This is a genomic window from Amycolatopsis kentuckyensis (genome assembly GCF_041679295.1).
Lineage (GTDB): Bacteria > Actinomycetota > Actinomycetes > Mycobacteriales > Pseudonocardiaceae > Amycolatopsis > Amycolatopsis kentuckyensis_A.
This window is the reverse complement of the sequence record NZ_JBGDMD010000006.1, coordinates 562,571-576,917: the sequence shown is the minus strand read 5'-3', so window position 1 is coordinate 576,917 and position 14,347 is coordinate 562,571. Positions and strand designations below refer to the sequence as shown.

Genomic DNA, 14,347 nt, shown 5'->3' with positions numbered 1-14,347 from the left:
CACCCTAACCACCCGGATCGCGCACGTCTCGCGCGGCGCGGGCATCATGGACTGCGATGTCTCCCAGCGCCGATCGGTTCCCTGCCGCCACGCAGACGCTGCGCACCCGCGTCGTGATGGGCGGGATCTTCGCGGGCGCGCTCATCGCGCTCGCCCTCAGCGTCCTGTTCAGCGGCAGCGGCGGCTTCGCCGGTGGCGCCGGCGGCGGGACGGGCAGGCTCTCGGCGGCGGCCGAGGAAGCCTTCCATTCGCCGCCGGGCAGCTGCTTGACCTGGGACAACCCGGACGCGAGCGACGCTCGCAAGGTCGTCTGCACCCAGCCGCACCTGTTCGAGGTGACCGCGCTCGTCGACATCGGCGCGCAGTACCCGGAGGGCGCGCCGGTGCCGTCGCTGGACCAGTGGCAGCAGATCGCGCAGCAGAAGTGCTCCTCGGACGTGAAGCCCTACCTCGGCCACAACCTCGATCCGTACGGGAAGCTGACGACGAACCTGCTGCGCCCGACGCCGTCGCAGTGGGACGACGGCGACCGCCAGCTGCGGTGCGGCCTGCAGTGGGCGGGCCCGGCCGGCAAGCTGCTGCCGACCACCGGGCCGGCGAAGGAGCAGGACCAGTCGCTCGTGTTCGAGCCGGGCACCTGCCTCGCGCTGCAGGGCAAGGGCGTCGGCGACCCGATCGACTGCGCGAAGCCGCACTCCTACGAGATCATCGCGACCCTCGACCTCAAGTCGAAGTTCAAGGACGCCTACCCGAAGCAGGACGACCAGAAGGCGTGGCTCGACACCGAGTGCACCAAGCAGGCGGCGACGTACACCGACGGTGCCGACCTCGACGCGAAGAAGCTGATCCTGACCTGGGACCTGCGGGAACAGGAGAGCTGGGACGCCGGTTCGACGAAGGTCAACTGCAAGGTCGCGGCGCTCCTGCCCGACAAGAGCGGCCTGCAGGCGGTGACCGGCAGCGTCAAGGCCGCCCCGGCGGGCCCGGACGGCGGCCAGCCCCAGGACGGCGGCCCGCCGTCGGACGGGGGCGGCGGACCGGCGACGTCGAGCTCCGCCCCGCCGTCGACGAAGACGAACGGCTGATGCCCGTCGAGATGAGCCGGGAGCGGTTCGAGGAACTGGTCTCGGAAGCCCTGGACGAGGTGCCGCCCGAGTTCGCGCGGGCGATGGACAACGTCGTCGTGCTCGTCGAGGAGTTCAACGACGAGGCGCCGGACATCCTCGGGCTCTACCACGGGATCGCGCTGACCGAGCGGACGTCCTCGTACGGCGGGGTGCTGCCCGACCGGATCTCGATCTACCGGCAGCCGATCCTGTCGATGTGCGAGGACGAGGACGAGGTCGTCGAAGAGGTCCTGATCACCGTCGTGCACGAGCTGGGACACCACTTCGGCATCGACGACGCCCGGCTGCACGAGCTCGGCTGGGGCTGAAGCCACAACGTGACCACCGGCGGCTGACCGCGCGCTTATCCTGTTACCCGAAGTCATTGGGCGACTGCGATGAGTGCTGGGGGATCCGGTGCACCCTGCTCGAAGACTCACGTGGCTGCTGACGTCGAGCGCCGCCTCCCACCTGGGCGACGGCATCGGCAAGGTGGCCCTGCCCCTGCTGGCCACGACCCTGACCCACGACCCCGTGCTCATCGCCGGGCTCTCCGCGACGCAGTTCCTGCCGTGGCTGCTCTTCGCCGCCGTCGCCGGCGCGCTGGTCGACCGGATCGACCGGCGGCGCGCGATGATCGTCGCCAACACGGCCCGCGCGGTCGCGGTCGGCACCCTCGCCGTGCTCGTCGCCGCCGGCGGGATGACGATCTGGCTGGTCTACCTGACCGCCCTGGTCATCGGCACCGCCGAAACGATCGCGGACAGCGCGGCCAACGCCCTGGTCCCGGCCGTCGTCGGCGACGGCTCGCTCGACAGCGCGAACAGCAAGCTCCAGGCGTGCGAGATCGTCGGCCAGACGTTCCTCGGCGGCCCGATCGGCAGCATGACCTTCGCGCTCTTCGCCGCCTTCCCGTTCTTCCTCAACTCCGTGGGCTTCGCGCTCGCGGCCGCGGTCCTGCTCGGGCTGGCCGGTACCTACCGCGGCCGCGGCGAGGCGCAGCCGGCGCGGTTGCGCACCGAGCTGGCCGACGGCCTGCGCTGGCTCCGCGGCAACGCGCTGCTGCTGCGGCTGGTCGTCATCGCCGGGCTGCTCAGCCTGGTCAGCGAGCTCGCGCAGGCGCAGCTGGTGCTCTACGCGCTCGACGACCTCCACCTGTCCGACGCGACCTTCGGGTTCTTCGCGTTCGTCGGCGGCATCGGCGGGCTGCTCGGCGCGGGCGTCGCCCCGCGGCTGGTGCGCGCGGCCGGGCGGCGCGCGGTCGTGGCCGGCGGGATCGTCTGCTGCGGCGCCGGGTTCGGCGGGATGGGCCTGGTGCGCTCGCCGGTCGCGGGCGCCGCGCTGTTCGGGCTGTTCGCGGCCGCCGTCGTCGCGGTGAACGTCGTGCTCGCGACCGCCCGGCACACGCTCGTGCCCGGCGAGCTGCTCGGCCGGGTGCTCGGGGTGTGGCGCACGGTCGTCTGGGGCGCGATCCCGCTCGGCGCGCTGCTCGGCGGGGTGCTGACCACCGCGCTCGGCACGGCGGCGCGGACGTTCGCCGTCTCGGGGCTGGCGATGCTGGTGATCGCCGCGTTCGCGGCCGTCGCGCTGCGGCGCTTCCCGCTGGATGACAAATCGGACTCAGCCGCGCCGCTACAGCACCAGGAACCGGGTTTGTGAGCTGAAATGTCTCAGCACCCAGGTGGTGGGAGGCGGCTATGCGCACCGTGGACCCCGGAACCGGCACCGACGCCGGCCCCGACTTCGACGAGCCTCCGGGCGAGTCCGAGGAGGTCAAAGCGGCGCCACCGCAGTCACGGCGGCTGCTCGTGCTGTGCGCGGTGGCCGGGTTCGTGCTCGGCGGCGGCGTGCTCGGGCTGCTGTGGGGCCTGTCCGGCGTGCACGCGGGCGCGCTCGACGACGCGCTGGCCGCGTGCCAGGCCCTCGACCGCGTCGGCGAGCTGCCGGACACGAGCCGGGACACGCAGCCGTCGCTGACGCCCGGCCTCACCCCCGAACGGCTGCACCGGATGACCGCGGCACGCGAGCTCTCCGCGGCCGCGGCCCAGGTCAACGCCACCTACCAGCCGCTGGCCGACCACATCGACGGCGTCGCCAGGATGGTGCTCAGCCTGCACTTCAACGACATCTCCGGCCAGCGGCACCTCGTGCAGGCGCAGGAGATCTGCGGCCGCATTTAGGTCAGGCCGGGTGGACCGTCTTCACCGACAGCTGGTTACCCGGGATCTTCGTGCTCGCGCAGGCCGTGCCGTCGCTCGGCACGAACTTCGACGCGGTCTCCTGCGGCAGGTAGATCCGCAGGCCCTTCACCGGCGTCGGCTGGCAGGTGCCCGGGTCGAAGTTCTGCACGTTGACGAACTGGATGTCGGCGGCCGCCGTCTGGCCCGGGTCCAGCTTGACCGCGTTGCCCTTGGTGCCTTCGCGGAACGCGTCCTTGCCGACCTGGTGTCCGTCGGTGCCGGCCACGTAGGAGACCCCGGGGAAGCCCTGGATCTCGCACGGCTTCGCGCTGGTGTTCTTGATCAGCAGCGGCCGGTAGACCGAACCGGCGCCGGCGTCGCCCTGGCCGAGCGACAGCGTGACGTCGCCGGCCTTGCAGAGGCCGTTGTCGGCCGGCTGCGCGACCGGCGGCGCGGCGGCCGTCGAGCTGCTCGCGCTGGGCGCGGTCGAGGTGACGGTGGTGGAGGTGGGCGATGCCGTCGTCGACGGCGTCGAGCTGCTCGCCGCGTTCGTGGTCCCGCCGCTCCCGCAGGCGGAAAGCGCGAGGACGCCCGCCGAAGCCGCGACCACCGGCAGCAACCGAGAAAGCTTCGTCCGAACCATGTCAATCGCCTCCCTGGTGTGGTGCTACTGGGTAGACGTACGGATCTCCGGCAGGTTGGTTCGCCTCGTTAATTCCCCACCAAACGTGTCTTAAACGTGACGGGATCACACTTTCGTGACGATCAGAGCGGCGTGTCAACCCAAGTGAGGCAGTGCCACTGACCGTCCGGCCGCGCTTCCAGCTCGACCAGGCCGGTGTTCGGGATGAGGGCCGCGTTGGCGACGTCGGCGTGGACGTTCGCCGCCAGCCACTCGGCCGAGAGCCGGATCGCGCCACCGTGGCTGACCAGGGCGATGACGCTGTCCGGATCGGCCTGCTCGTGCTTGGCGCGCAGGGTGCCGACCGCGTCGAGCATGCGGGTGCGCACGTCGGTGCCGCTCTCGCCGCCGGGCAGCGCCGCCGCCAGCTCGCCGAGCGTCCACCGCCGCACGGTCTCCATGTACGTCCGGATCGACTCGTGGTCGGTCGCGCCCTCCAGGTCGCCGGCGGTCACCTCGTGGACGCCGTCGACGACCTGGACGTCCAGGTCGAACTGCGCGGCCAGCGGCGCGGCCGTCTGCTGCGCGCGGGTCGCCTGCGACGCGTAGACCGCGGCGATCGGCTCCCCCGACAACCGGAACGCGAGGTCTTCGGCCTGCGTGCGGCCCAGTTCGGTCAGCGGCGGGCCGGGCAGGGCGGTGTCGAGCGCGCCGCGGACGTTCCCTTCGGTCTGCCCGTGGCGGATGAGCAGCAACCTCACGCCAGGTCCCCCTTGCGGACCGCGTCGGCCCACACGGCGGCTTCGACGAAGTCGTCGTTGCCGAAGCCGGGCTCGATCGTGGTGCGCGTCCCGTCGGCACGCGGGTGCGAGCCGAGGAACCGCAGGTTGCGGCAGTGCCGGCGCAACGCCGTCAGCGCGTCGAGGATCCGCGGCTCGGCGAGGTGGCCCTCGAAGTCGATGAAGAAGCGGTACTCGCCGAAGTTGTTGCGCGTCGGCCGCGCGTCGAGCCGGGTCAGGTTGATCCCGCGGTCGGCCAGCGCGGTGAGCAGCTCGGCCAGGGTGCCGGTGCGGTTCACGGCCGCGGCGACGACGGACGTCCGGTCGGCGCCCGTCGGCTCCGGCAGCTCGCCAGGCGGGCGGACCAGCAGGAACCGCGTGGCCGCGTCGCTGACGTCGGCGACCTCAGTGGCCAGCACGTCGAGGTCGTAGTGCTCGACGGCGACCGGCGCGCACACCGCCGCGTCGAACTGGCCCTCCAGCACGCCGACCGCGGCTGCCGAGGTCGACGACGACGCCACCGGGGTCGCGTCCGGCAGGTTCGTCTCCAGCCACTCGCGGACCTGCGCGAGCGCGTGCGGGTGGCTGGCGACGGTCTTGATGTCGCCGCCGCCGCGCCGGGTCAGCACGCTGAAGTGGATCGGCAGGATCGCCTCGGCGACGGCGACCAGCGGGGTCGACTCGCTGAGCGCGTCGAGGGTGGCGGGCACCACGCCCTCGACCGAGTTTTCGATGGGGACGCACGCGGCGTCCGCCTCGCCCTTGCGGACGGCCGTCATCGCCAGCCGGACGGTCTCGACCGGAATCAGTTCGCCGCCGCCGGCGAGGACCCGCGCGGCCTGTTCGGTGAAGGTCCCCTGGGGGCCGAAGTATGCGATGCGTGACACATCCCCAGGCTACGGGGGTGGCGACTTTCACTCGGACAGCCGGTACGCCAACTGGTTACGCCCGGTGGCATTTTTTGCGATGCTAAGGGCGTGACCGCCGACTCGGGCACGCACACCGGCCGTGAGGGCACGCACCCGCCGGTCTCCCCTCGCACACCGGAGCTGGTGCTGTGCGCCGTCGATGAACCACTCGCCACCGCGTGGGCCGCCGCTGCGAAGAAGCTGACGGGCCGGGTCCGGGTGCACCGCGGGTCGGTCCTCGACGTCGTCGCCCAGGCCGTGGTCAGCCCGGCCAACTCCTACGGCTGGATGCGCGGCGGTATCGACGCCGTCTACGCGCGGGCGTTCCCCGGGGTCGAGCAGAGCGTCCGCAGTGCCGTTTTGGCTTTTCACGGCGGTGAGGTGCCGATCGGCGAGGCCGTCGTCGTGCCGACCGGCGAGGCCGAGCCGGCGTGGCTGATCAGCGCGCCGACCATGCGCGAGCCCGGCGAGCGGCTGCCCGCCGACACCGTGCACCCCTACCTCGCGGCGCGCGCGGTGTTCCTGCAGTGGCGCGACGGGCAGCTCGACGACGGGCCGGTCCGGGAGATCGTCGACACGATCGCGATGCCGGGCCTGGGCACGGGCGTCGGCGGCGTCGACCCGGCCACGTGCGCGCGCCAGGTCGCGGCGGCGTGGGAAGAGGTCTTCCGTCACACGCGGTGATCACCCGAAACCCGGGGTGGACTACATCACAGCGCGTTCACCGGCCGTAAGCCCTACCGTTAATCACGCAGGTGAACGTCCGCCAGTGCAGGCGACGGCCGAGGAGTGTGCGATGACCCGGGTCCGCGAACTCAGCCCCTATGTCGAGCTGCACCGCGAACAGTGGAAAGAACTGCGAAGTTCGACGCCGTTGCCGTTGACCGCCGCCGAACTGCTGCGGCTGCGCGGCCTGGGCGAGCAGGTCGACCTGGCCGAGGTCGCCGACGTCTACCTCCCGCTGTCCCGTCTGATCAACCTGCAGGTCGCCGCGCGCCAGCGGCTCTACGAAGCGACCACGACGTTCCTCGGTGACGACTCCCGCGGCACGAAGGTCCCGTTCGTCATCGGCATCGCCGGGAGCGTCGCGGTCGGCAAGTCGACCACCGCCCGCATCCTGCGCACTCTGCTCGCCCGCTGGCCGGACCACCCCCGCGTCGACCTGGTCACCACCGACGGGTTCCTGTACCCGCGCGCCGAGCTGATGCGGCGCGGGATCATGCACCGCAAGGGCTTCCCCGAGAGCTACGACCGCCGCGCGCTGCTGCGGTTCGTCACCGAGGTGAAGTCGGGCGCCGAGCGCGTGGCCGCGCCGGTGTACTCGCACCTGGCCTACGACATCCTGCCCGGCCAGGAGCAGGTCGTGCAGCAGCCGGACATCCTCATCGTCGAAGGCCTCAACGTGCTGCAGCCGGGCCCGCGGCTGATGGTGTCCGACCTCTTCGACTTCTCGATCTACGTCGACGCGCACACCGACGACATCCAGCGCTGGTACATCGAGCGCTTCCTCGAGCTGCGGCACACGGCGTTCGCCGACCCGGCGTCGCACTTCCACCACTTCGCCGGCCTGCCCGACGACGAGGCCCGCGCCGAAGCGCGGCACCTGTGGCGGTCGATCAACGAGCCGAACCTGATGGAGAACATCAAGCCGACGCGCCCGCGGGCGACGCTCGTGCTGCGCAAGGACTGCGACCACGCCATCAACCGTGTCCGCCTGCGCAAGCTCTGATCCGTCACCCACACGCGCACCATCCGCACGCTGCGCCCCCGAACACCGGCCGATCGGCCGAGGGGAGGCAGCGAGGCCTAACCGGTTGGCCGATACCGGACGCCCGTTCGGAAAGCGACCCTGAAGGAGTCAGGAAAACGGCTCTGAGCTGGGGAGGAGGCCCACGATGTTCGCGATGATCCTCACGTGGGTCGGTGCGGTGCTGGGTCTGGCCTTGCTGATCGCGATGGCCGCCGGAACCTTCGTCGTCGACTTCGACGACCGGATCCAGGAGCGGCGCCGGGCGAAGGCCACCGAACCGGCCGGCCCCCGCCCGTAGCGCGTCAAAGTTCGGTCAGCGCCTCCACGTAGGCGTCGGCGTCGTATTCGAGCGATTCCTCGGACTCCAGCAAGCTGCCCTCCAGAGCGTCGATCAGCTGCTCGAAGATCTCGTCGCGGTCGAGCTCGCCCTCCTGCAGGCGCTGCACGGCCTGCCAGGCTTCGGCCGGCTCGTCGTCCCACAGCTGGTCGACGATCGTCGCGCGCAGCACCAGCCGCTGCTCTTCCTCGTCCTCGTCGGCCTCGGCGATGACCAGCGCCCGGCGCTGCTCGGGGTCGGTGGGGTCGAGGTCGACCTCTTCGTCCTCGATCTCCGTGGTCAGCGACGGCACGGCGAACATCCGGCGTTCCAGCGCGTCCGCCAGCTCGGTCGGTGACAGCTCGCCGACGTCGCCGAAGTAGCGCTCGAGCGGCGAGTCGTCCTCGTCGGAGTACTCGCTGAGGTAGTCGGCGACGGCCTCGTCGAGCGCGGCGACCGCGGTCTCGGTCAGCCCGGCGCGGTCCGCCGTCCACTGCACCCAGGCCAGCACGACCGGCTCGACGGCGTCCTCGTGTTCGGCGTCGAGCTCGAACTCCTCGCCCAGCAGCCCTTCGAGGAACCGCGCGATCTTCTCCGGCCCGACGCGCAGCGGGTTCGCGGGGTCGGTGGCCAGGCCGTGCTCCAGCAGCAGGCGCCCGATCGCGCGGGCGGCGCCGGCGTCCTCGCCGCTCGCCGCGACGAACTGCTCGACGACGGCAGCGCGTTCGGTGTCGGACCACTCGGCGACCTCGGGGACGAGCGCGGGCTCCGGCAGCGCGCGCGACCACGTCAGCGCGACCGCGTGGAAGCGCGCGTAGTCCTCGCTGACGTCGGCGTCGTCGAGGTGGTCGGTCGCGGCGAGGCCGTCCGACAGCAGGCGGTGCGCTTCGGCGGGGTCGACCGCTTCGAAGGCGACCAGCTCCGGGTCGGCGTCGGCCTGCGCCCGCATCTCGGCGAGCACCTCCTCGGGCTGCTCGATCACGACGAGGTCCCGCACCCGGCCGCCCTCGGTGAAGTCGAGCAGCGCGAGCAGGCCGTGCGCCTGGTCGGCGTGGGTGAAGACGCAGAGCAGCGACGACTCGTCGCCGTAGACGTCCCCGGTCCGCCAGCACTCGCCGGCGGTGACCTGGCCCAGCGCCCCGGCCCAGCTCGGCGCGGGGATGCCGCGGCCGAGGACGACCTGCAAGCCGTCTTCGGCGGCCTTGCGCTCGACGTCGGTCTCCGCGACGACCTTCAGGGCGGCCAGCAGCGCGGCGGCGCCCGGCGTGATCTTGCGCTGCGCGAAGGCGATCAGCTCGAGGCCCAGCGGCTCGTCGCCCTCCTCGAGGGGCACCTCGCGGAACTGGCCGAGGACCTCGGAGGCGAGCAGCTCGACGTCCACCGGCGCGGGGTCGGCGCCCAGCGCGGAAAAGTCGTTCAGGACGTCCTTGAACAGGCCGGTCACGCTGTGGGTGACGGGCTGCGGTGCCTTCTTGCGGGCGCGACTCACCGGGCTCATGCGGTCATCGTTTCAGAGCTGGTCGCGGTGGCCCTGGCGCGGGTCCCGCCGGGTGCTCGACGGGGAGGCGCCGAGCCGGACGGCGGGACAGGGCCACCGCGACATCGCTGGCCAGAGGCGTCACCGCCCGTGGCGGGCCTTCGATGTCCCGGTGCACGTGAATCACCGGTTCACCTCGGTCAACGAGGGGTGCGCGAGGGGGTTACGGCTTTCGGCAAAGCAATGCGCGCGGTCCGGATTTCCGTGATCAGGCGGGTTTTCCGGCGGTGGGTTTCCACCAGCGCCGCCAGGTAAGCGGTGAATTCGTCCGGCGTCCCGGCGCGCTTGTGCAAGGTGCGCAACAGCTTCAGCCGGCGCGCGGCTTCCTGGTAGGCCTGCGGGTCCTTGCGCTCGATGAGCTCGTCGACGTGCTCGCGGAAGACCGGGATCGTCTCGGCCGGGTGCTCCGCGGCGCGCTGCTCGGCGAGTTCGAGCTTCAGCTCCGGCGACGCCCCGAACCGCACGCACGCGCGCCAGGCTTCGTCGGGACGGCCGTCGTCGAGCAGGACGCGGACCAGCTCGTCGGCCCCGCCCTCCGCGGCGCGTTCGCGCAGGCACGCCAGCGCGGCCCGGCGCTGCGCGGGCCACTTCCCGCCGGCCGTCGCGGCTTCGCGCAACGCGGCGTACGTCTCGCGGCCCGGCTCGGCGTCGAACTCCTGGCGACGGCGGGACGTTTCGTCGTCGGGTGCGGGTTCGGGCTCGGGCGGCTTCTTGTCCTGGGTGAGCGCGCGGGCGGCGTGCGCGATGGCCTCGCTGTGCCGCCCGGCGGCCCGCAGCACCCGGACGATCTTGAGGCTGACGTCGCGCCGCGGCGGCTTGGCCGAGAGGATCGCGACCAGCTCGTCGACGTCACCGAGCACCTCGGCCAGCTGTTCGCGCAGCCCTTCGGCGACGTCCCGGCGGTGGCCGGGCCCGCTCGCCGCGAGCACGTCGTCCACAGTGGACTTGATCCGGCGCAGGCCGGGTTCGCCCAGCGCCGCCGCGAAGTCGGCGAGGTCGATCGCCGGGCGGCCGGGGCCGTCGAACTCGACCTCGAGGATCCAGTCGGCCAGCTTCTCCGGGTCGGGCGGCCGGGCGGCGCACGCCCGGGCGTACAGCTCGACGGCGCGGTCCAGCCGGTCGCCGAGGTCGCCCGCGTGGTCGCCGGACTGCTCCAGCACCTCGCTGATGTCGTCGACCGTGCGACGGGCGAGCGGAGCCAGGTCGGCCCGGCTGCCGGCGTCGAGCATCCGCTGCAGCGTGTCGAGGACGGCGCCGACCTTCGCGGTGTACTCGCCGTTCCCGCCGGGCACCGCGGTGTCGAGCAGGCGGTGCGCTTCGCTGACGTCACCGGATTGGGTGGCGGCGCGCAGTTCGAGCGAATGCCGCAACTCAGGGTCACGCTCGGCCTGGACGTGCAGGAGGTCCGCCAGCGTCTCCGCGTCCAAAGTGCGCAGGTAGGGGCGAAGATCCGAGTGGGGACTCACGCGGACCAGTCTGCCCGACCGCGCCAGTCCGGCGTGTGGTCCAACCGCGTGCTCTTTTCGGCGTAGTGCGTGACTGGTTGTGACGTCCTCATCGGCGGCGCAAGTCGTCGAGCACGGCTTTCATCGGCCACGGCTCGGGCACGCGCGGCCGTCGTGACCGAGCGTGGCGGGGGCGCGGGATCGCCGCCTGGATCGTCGGGACCATGATCGGCACGACCGGCACGGGCACCCGCGCGACGAGCCGGCGGACGACGACGAGCAGGAGCCCGGCACACAGGAGCAGGGCCGCGCTCGCGGCGATCGCGCCGGCGAGCGTGCGACGGCCGTCGTCGAGGGTGAGCTGCACGGCGTACTGGCTCTGCTGGGAGTACAAGTTGCCCAGCTGCTGGGACACGCGGTAGGCGGCGCTGCGCCACGTGGACTCGGGGACGGGCAACGGTTCGGCGGCGGCGAGCGCGTCCTCGACGGCCGCGAGCCTGCTCCAATCGGCGCTGCGGGTGAGCGACTCGTACGCGGTACGGCCACTTTCGGTGAGCTGCGGCGCGATCCGCTCCAGTTCGGCCCGGTAGGCGGCGACGGCTTCGGTGAACGGCCGCCGCGTCACGGCGTCGATCCCCGCCAGGGCGAGGGAATCGGAGCGGTCCATGCCTTCGGCGACGGAAAGCAGCTCGACGGCGGTGGTCTGCTGGTACGCGGATTCCGCGTCGGGCGCGTGCCGGGCGTATTCGCGCAGGCCGGCGATGGCGGTGTCGATCCGCTGGGTGAAATTCGCGTACGCGGCGGTCCGTTGGTCGGGCACGGACATCGCGGCGCTGCGCTGACCCTGCAGCGACCCGACGGCGCTCGCGGTCCGCTCGGCGGCCTCGGCCGTCCGCACGGCGCCGTCCTGCGTCCGGTTCGCTTGGTGGACCAGGAAGAACGCGATCACGAGCGCCACGACGACGAACGCGCCGCCGGGCACGAACGCGATGCAGAGCATGCGGCCGCGGACGGATCGCAGGTACTTCAAGACGTTCCTTTCCCTGCCTCAAGCCCCGCAAGCATCCCGACGGAGTTCAACCTATTGAGTGAGAGATTCACCGGTCAACGCCGGTCCGCCATACGGCCGTTAGCGCACCGTGACGGCTGAGGACAATCGGCCGCGTGACCTTCGACGAAGTGACCCAGCGCCTCCGCGACTTCGCGGCGGCCCGAGCCTGGGAGCCGTACCACACCCCGAAGAACCTCGTGATGGCGTTGTCCGGCGAAGTCGGCGAGCTGACGTCACTGTTCCAGTGGCTGACCCCGGAGGAGTCCGACGCGTGGCGCGACGACCCGGAGCTGGCGGCGAACGTCCTGGACGAGATCGCGGACGTCACGCTGTACCTGCTGCAGCTGGCGGACCGCCTGGGCGTGGACCTGCCGGCCGCGGCGCACGCGAAGATCGACCGCAACGAGAAGCGGTTCCCGGTTTAGATTTCGCTCAGCAGCGGCGGCGGGGTACTGGCGACGGGCGCGTCCGGATCAGCCAGCCACCCGCCGTCGCCGTCGGACCGCAGCATCGACCAGATCCCGAACTCGTCGAACCGCAGCTGCGCGATGCCGGTTTCGGAGCCGTCCGCGTGGCGTTCGACGATGGTGACCACGCCACCCAGCACCCGGCACTCGACGCGGCGCTGAGCGCACCAGCGTTCGATCTGCCGCATCGCGAGCTCGGGTATCGCCATGCCTTCAGTGAACCGCACCGCTGTCAGCGGGCTTCGCCGAGGACCGCGACGACGTCGGCGTAGGTCTCGACGGCCGTGCGCCCGTCGGTGGCCACGACCCGGCAGCCCGGCCGCTGCGGGAGGTAGGCGCCGAGCTGGTCGTGGATCCGTTCGACCACGGCGACCCCGCCGATCCGGTTGATGACGGCGTCGACGCCCTCGGCACCGCCCGTGGCGGCCCGCCGGGCGAACCGCGCCCCGGCGACTGGTTTGCCGGCGGTGAGCAGGATTTCCCGGTACTCGGCACCACAGCGTTCGGCGGCGTCCTCGAAGGGCCGGATGTCGGCGACGCGGGTGGCGAGCTGCGGCATGACGACGTCGTGCCCGGTCCGCAGGTGGGTCTCGGCCATGGCGAGGGTGAGCAGCTGCGCGGCCTTGAAGGTCTCGAAGAAGGTGTCCCGCCAGCCCCCGATGAGGCAGACGACCCGGTCGGTGTCCAGGTTCAGCACCCCGGGCCGCCGCTCGGCGTAGGCCTGCGCGATCGTCGACTTCCCGATCCCGGAGGGCCCGTTCAAGTGGATCAGTCTCGGCACCGGCCCGACGGTACCGAAACCCCGCTCACCGCGGCGCCGGCTCGGCGATCCACCACCCGCCGAGCAGCGCGCCGACCCCGAGCACCGCGACGAAGATCCCGGCCGCCAGCGGGGTGCCGCCGAACATCGCCAAGACGACGCTGAACATCAGCAGCAACCCGACGCCCATCAGCACCCGGCCGCCGACCACCTTCGCCGGCCGACCCGCCGCGACAGCCTGGCGCGCCGGTGCTTCGAACCCGAGCGCGACCGGTGCGGCGCGGACGTCGAGCACTTCGGCCCCCAGCTCGGTGGCCCGGGCCACCCGCGGCTCGCCGGCGGGCACGGTCGCGTCGACGACGAGGTGCGTGACGCTCGCGGTCAGCTTCTTCGCCAGCTGGACGCCCTCCTCGAGCACGCGCGCCCGCATCCGGTCCGCGTCCACGCTCGTGCCGAGCACCAGGACCCGGGTCGCTTTCCCACCGCCGCCCGGCCGCACGTCGACCCCGGCTACGCCGAGCGCGGTCGCCACCTGCCGCAGCTCGCGGGCCTCCGCGGCGGTCACGACGCCGTCCCGTTCCGCGATCTCCCGCAGCGCCGTCACGAGCTGCTCGTGCGTCGACCGCACCCGAGCGTCGGACAGCCCGGCGTCGGCGGCCAACGCGGCCAGCGCCGTCACCTCTTCGGGCGTCAAGTGCTGGTCCGCGACGACTTCGGCGAGCAGGTCCAGGTAGGCGTCGCCGTCGCGGCCGGCCGTGATCCGCTCGACGGCGTCGGCCATCCACCCCGGCTCCGCCGGTGGCACTTCGCCGCGCGGGAGCAGCCGGCCGCCGGCGAACCGGGGCAGGGCGGGGAGGACCGGTTCGGCCGCGAACGTGAACCCGTACCGCTCGACCATGCTCGTCACGAGCCGGGCGACCGTCCTCGCGCCGGACAACGCCGGCTGCCCGGGCCGGGCCGGCACGCCCAGCGCGTGCGCGACCGTGGTGAGCCGGTAGTTCGGCAGCCGCACCACCGACTGCGCCACCGCGAGCGTCGAAATCCCTGGCAGCACGGGCATCCGGACCCCGAGGTCGCCGATCTCGGCGCTGAGGAAAGCCGACACGAACGCCAGGTCGTGCGCCACGAGCACGCTGCCGGCGCACAGGTCGAGCAGCGGCCCGAGGACCTCGCCGAACGACGGCGCGTCGTCGAGCTCGCCGCGCGTGATGCCGTGCGCCGGACCCGGCGGCACCCCGGCTCCGGGGTCCACGAGCGTCGTCAGCTGGCCGGCGATCGAGCCGTCGGCGTGCACCCGCACCGCGGCGAGCTCGACGACGCGCCCGGGGCGCAGCCCGGTGGTCCGGATGTCGACGGCCGTGAAGTCGGTTCCGTACGCGGGATGACCACCGGCGCCGTGCAGCGAAAGAGGTTCGATCACGTCCAC

At 72.3% G+C, this 14,347-nt stretch carries 17 protein-coding genes; 8 read left to right on the top strand and 9 right to left on the bottom strand.

Annotated elements, in window-relative coordinates; translation table 11 throughout:
• Nucleotides 1-56 precede the first annotated feature (56 nt).
• The 4 genes from ACERZO_RS27930 (at nt 57) to ACERZO_RS27915 (ending at nt 3,286) form a co-directional block, all read left to right on the top strand.
• Nucleotides 57-1,085: a septum formation family protein gene (locus ACERZO_RS27930; protein ID WP_372667722.1), complete on the top strand. Its 1,029-nt coding sequence runs from the start codon at nt 57-59 to the stop codon at nt 1,083-1,085.
• Entirely contained in the window at nt 1,085-1,435 is a 351-nt protein-coding gene (locus ACERZO_RS27925; protein WP_372667721.1) for a metallopeptidase family protein, read from the top strand. The genes ACERZO_RS27930 and ACERZO_RS27925 overlap by 1 nt, the downstream gene beginning before the upstream one ends.
• Before the next feature lie 73 nt (nt 1,436-1,508).
• Nucleotides 1,509-2,765, top strand: a complete 1,257-nt coding sequence (locus ACERZO_RS27920) for an MFS transporter (RefSeq protein ID WP_372667720.1) — start codon at nt 1,509-1,511, stop codon at nt 2,763-2,765.
• Between the two features lie 38 nt (nt 2,766-2,803).
• Nucleotides 2,804-3,286 (top strand): hypothetical protein, encoded by a 483-nt coding sequence (locus ACERZO_RS27915; RefSeq protein WP_372667719.1) that lies wholly within the window; start codon nt 2,804-2,806, stop codon nt 3,284-3,286.
• A 1-nt stretch (nt 3,287) separates the two neighbouring features.
• On the opposite strand, the gene ACERZO_RS27910 is transcribed toward ACERZO_RS27915, so the two are convergent.
• From ACERZO_RS27910 to pheA, 3 genes are all read right to left on the bottom strand, one after another.
• Nucleotides 3,288-3,929, bottom strand: coding sequence for a DUF4232 domain-containing protein (locus ACERZO_RS27910; protein WP_372667718.1), 642 nt, complete (start codon nt 3,927-3,929; stop codon nt 3,288-3,290).
• 122 nt (nt 3,930-4,051) lie between these two features.
• A complete protein-coding gene (locus ACERZO_RS27905; RefSeq protein ID WP_372667717.1) occupies nt 4,052-4,669 on the bottom strand; it encodes a histidine phosphatase family protein in 618 nt (205 codons plus the stop codon).
• Nucleotides 4,666-5,574, bottom strand: a complete 909-nt coding sequence (gene pheA / locus ACERZO_RS27900; protein WP_372667716.1) for a prephenate dehydratase — start codon at nt 5,572-5,574, stop codon at nt 4,666-4,668. Before pheA ends, ACERZO_RS27905 begins: the two co-directional genes overlap by 4 nt.
• Before the next feature lie 90 nt (nt 5,575-5,664).
• Between pheA and ACERZO_RS27895 the strand changes: the two genes are divergently transcribed.
• From ACERZO_RS27895 to ACERZO_RS27885, 3 genes are all read left to right on the top strand, one after another.
• A complete protein-coding gene (locus tag ACERZO_RS27895; RefSeq protein WP_372667715.1) occupies nt 5,665-6,279 on the top strand; it encodes a macro domain-containing protein in 615 nt (204 codons plus the stop codon).
• Nucleotides 6,280-6,391: 112 nt separating this feature from the next.
• Nucleotides 6,392-7,324 (top strand): type I pantothenate kinase, encoded by a 933-nt coding sequence (gene coaA, locus ACERZO_RS27890; protein ID WP_329053240.1) that lies wholly within the window; start codon nt 6,392-6,394, stop codon nt 7,322-7,324.
• A gap of 175 nt (nt 7,325-7,499) precedes the next feature.
• Complete coding sequence (locus ACERZO_RS27885; RefSeq protein WP_372667915.1) at nt 7,500-7,643, top strand: hypothetical protein; 144 nt, start codon at nt 7,500-7,502, stop codon at nt 7,641-7,643.
• 4 nt (nt 7,644-7,647) lie between these two features.
• Here ACERZO_RS27885 and ACERZO_RS27880 read toward each other — a convergent pair whose 3' ends face one another.
• The 3 genes from ACERZO_RS27880 to ACERZO_RS27870 form a co-directional block, all read right to left on the bottom strand.
• Nucleotides 7,648-9,159, bottom strand: a complete 1,512-nt coding sequence (locus tag ACERZO_RS27880) for a hypothetical protein (RefSeq protein ID WP_372667714.1) — start codon at nt 9,157-9,159, stop codon at nt 7,648-7,650.
• A gap of 179 nt (nt 9,160-9,338) precedes the next feature.
• Nucleotides 9,339-10,664 carry a hypothetical protein gene (locus tag ACERZO_RS27875; RefSeq protein ID WP_372667713.1) on the bottom strand — a complete coding sequence of 442 codons (1,326 nt, stop codon included), beginning with the start codon at nt 10,662-10,664 and terminating at the stop codon, nt 9,339-9,341.
• Nucleotides 10,665-10,752: 88 nt separating this feature from the next.
• Entirely contained in the window at nt 10,753-11,673 is a 921-nt protein-coding gene (locus tag ACERZO_RS27870; protein WP_372667712.1) for a nitrate- and nitrite sensing domain-containing protein, read from the bottom strand.
• 134 nt (nt 11,674-11,807) lie between these two features.
• Here ACERZO_RS27870 and ACERZO_RS27865 point away from each other — a divergent pair, with 134 nt between their 5' ends.
• Nucleotides 11,808-12,119, top strand: a complete 312-nt coding sequence (locus tag ACERZO_RS27865) for a nucleotide pyrophosphohydrolase (protein ID WP_372667711.1) — start codon at nt 11,808-11,810, stop codon at nt 12,117-12,119.
• Here the strand turns inward: ACERZO_RS27865 and ACERZO_RS27860 are convergent.
• Genes ACERZO_RS27860 through ACERZO_RS27850 form a run of 3 tightly spaced genes read right to left on the bottom strand, consistent with a single transcriptional unit; the run spans nt 12,116 to nt 14,347 of the window.
• Nucleotides 12,116-12,370: a DUF3024 domain-containing protein gene (locus tag ACERZO_RS27860; RefSeq protein ID WP_372667710.1), complete on the bottom strand. Its 255-nt coding sequence runs from the start codon at nt 12,368-12,370 to the stop codon at nt 12,116-12,118. The two genes, ACERZO_RS27865 and ACERZO_RS27860, sit on opposite strands and share 4 nt — an antisense overlap.
• A 23-nt stretch (nt 12,371-12,393) precedes the next feature.
• Entirely contained in the window at nt 12,394-12,942 is a 549-nt protein-coding gene (locus tag ACERZO_RS27855; protein ID WP_372667709.1) for an AAA family ATPase, read from the bottom strand.
• Between the two features lie 25 nt (nt 12,943-12,967).
• A complete protein-coding gene (locus tag ACERZO_RS27850) occupies nt 12,968-14,347 on the bottom strand; it encodes a 3'-5' exonuclease (protein ID WP_372667708.1) in 1,380 nt (459 codons plus the stop codon).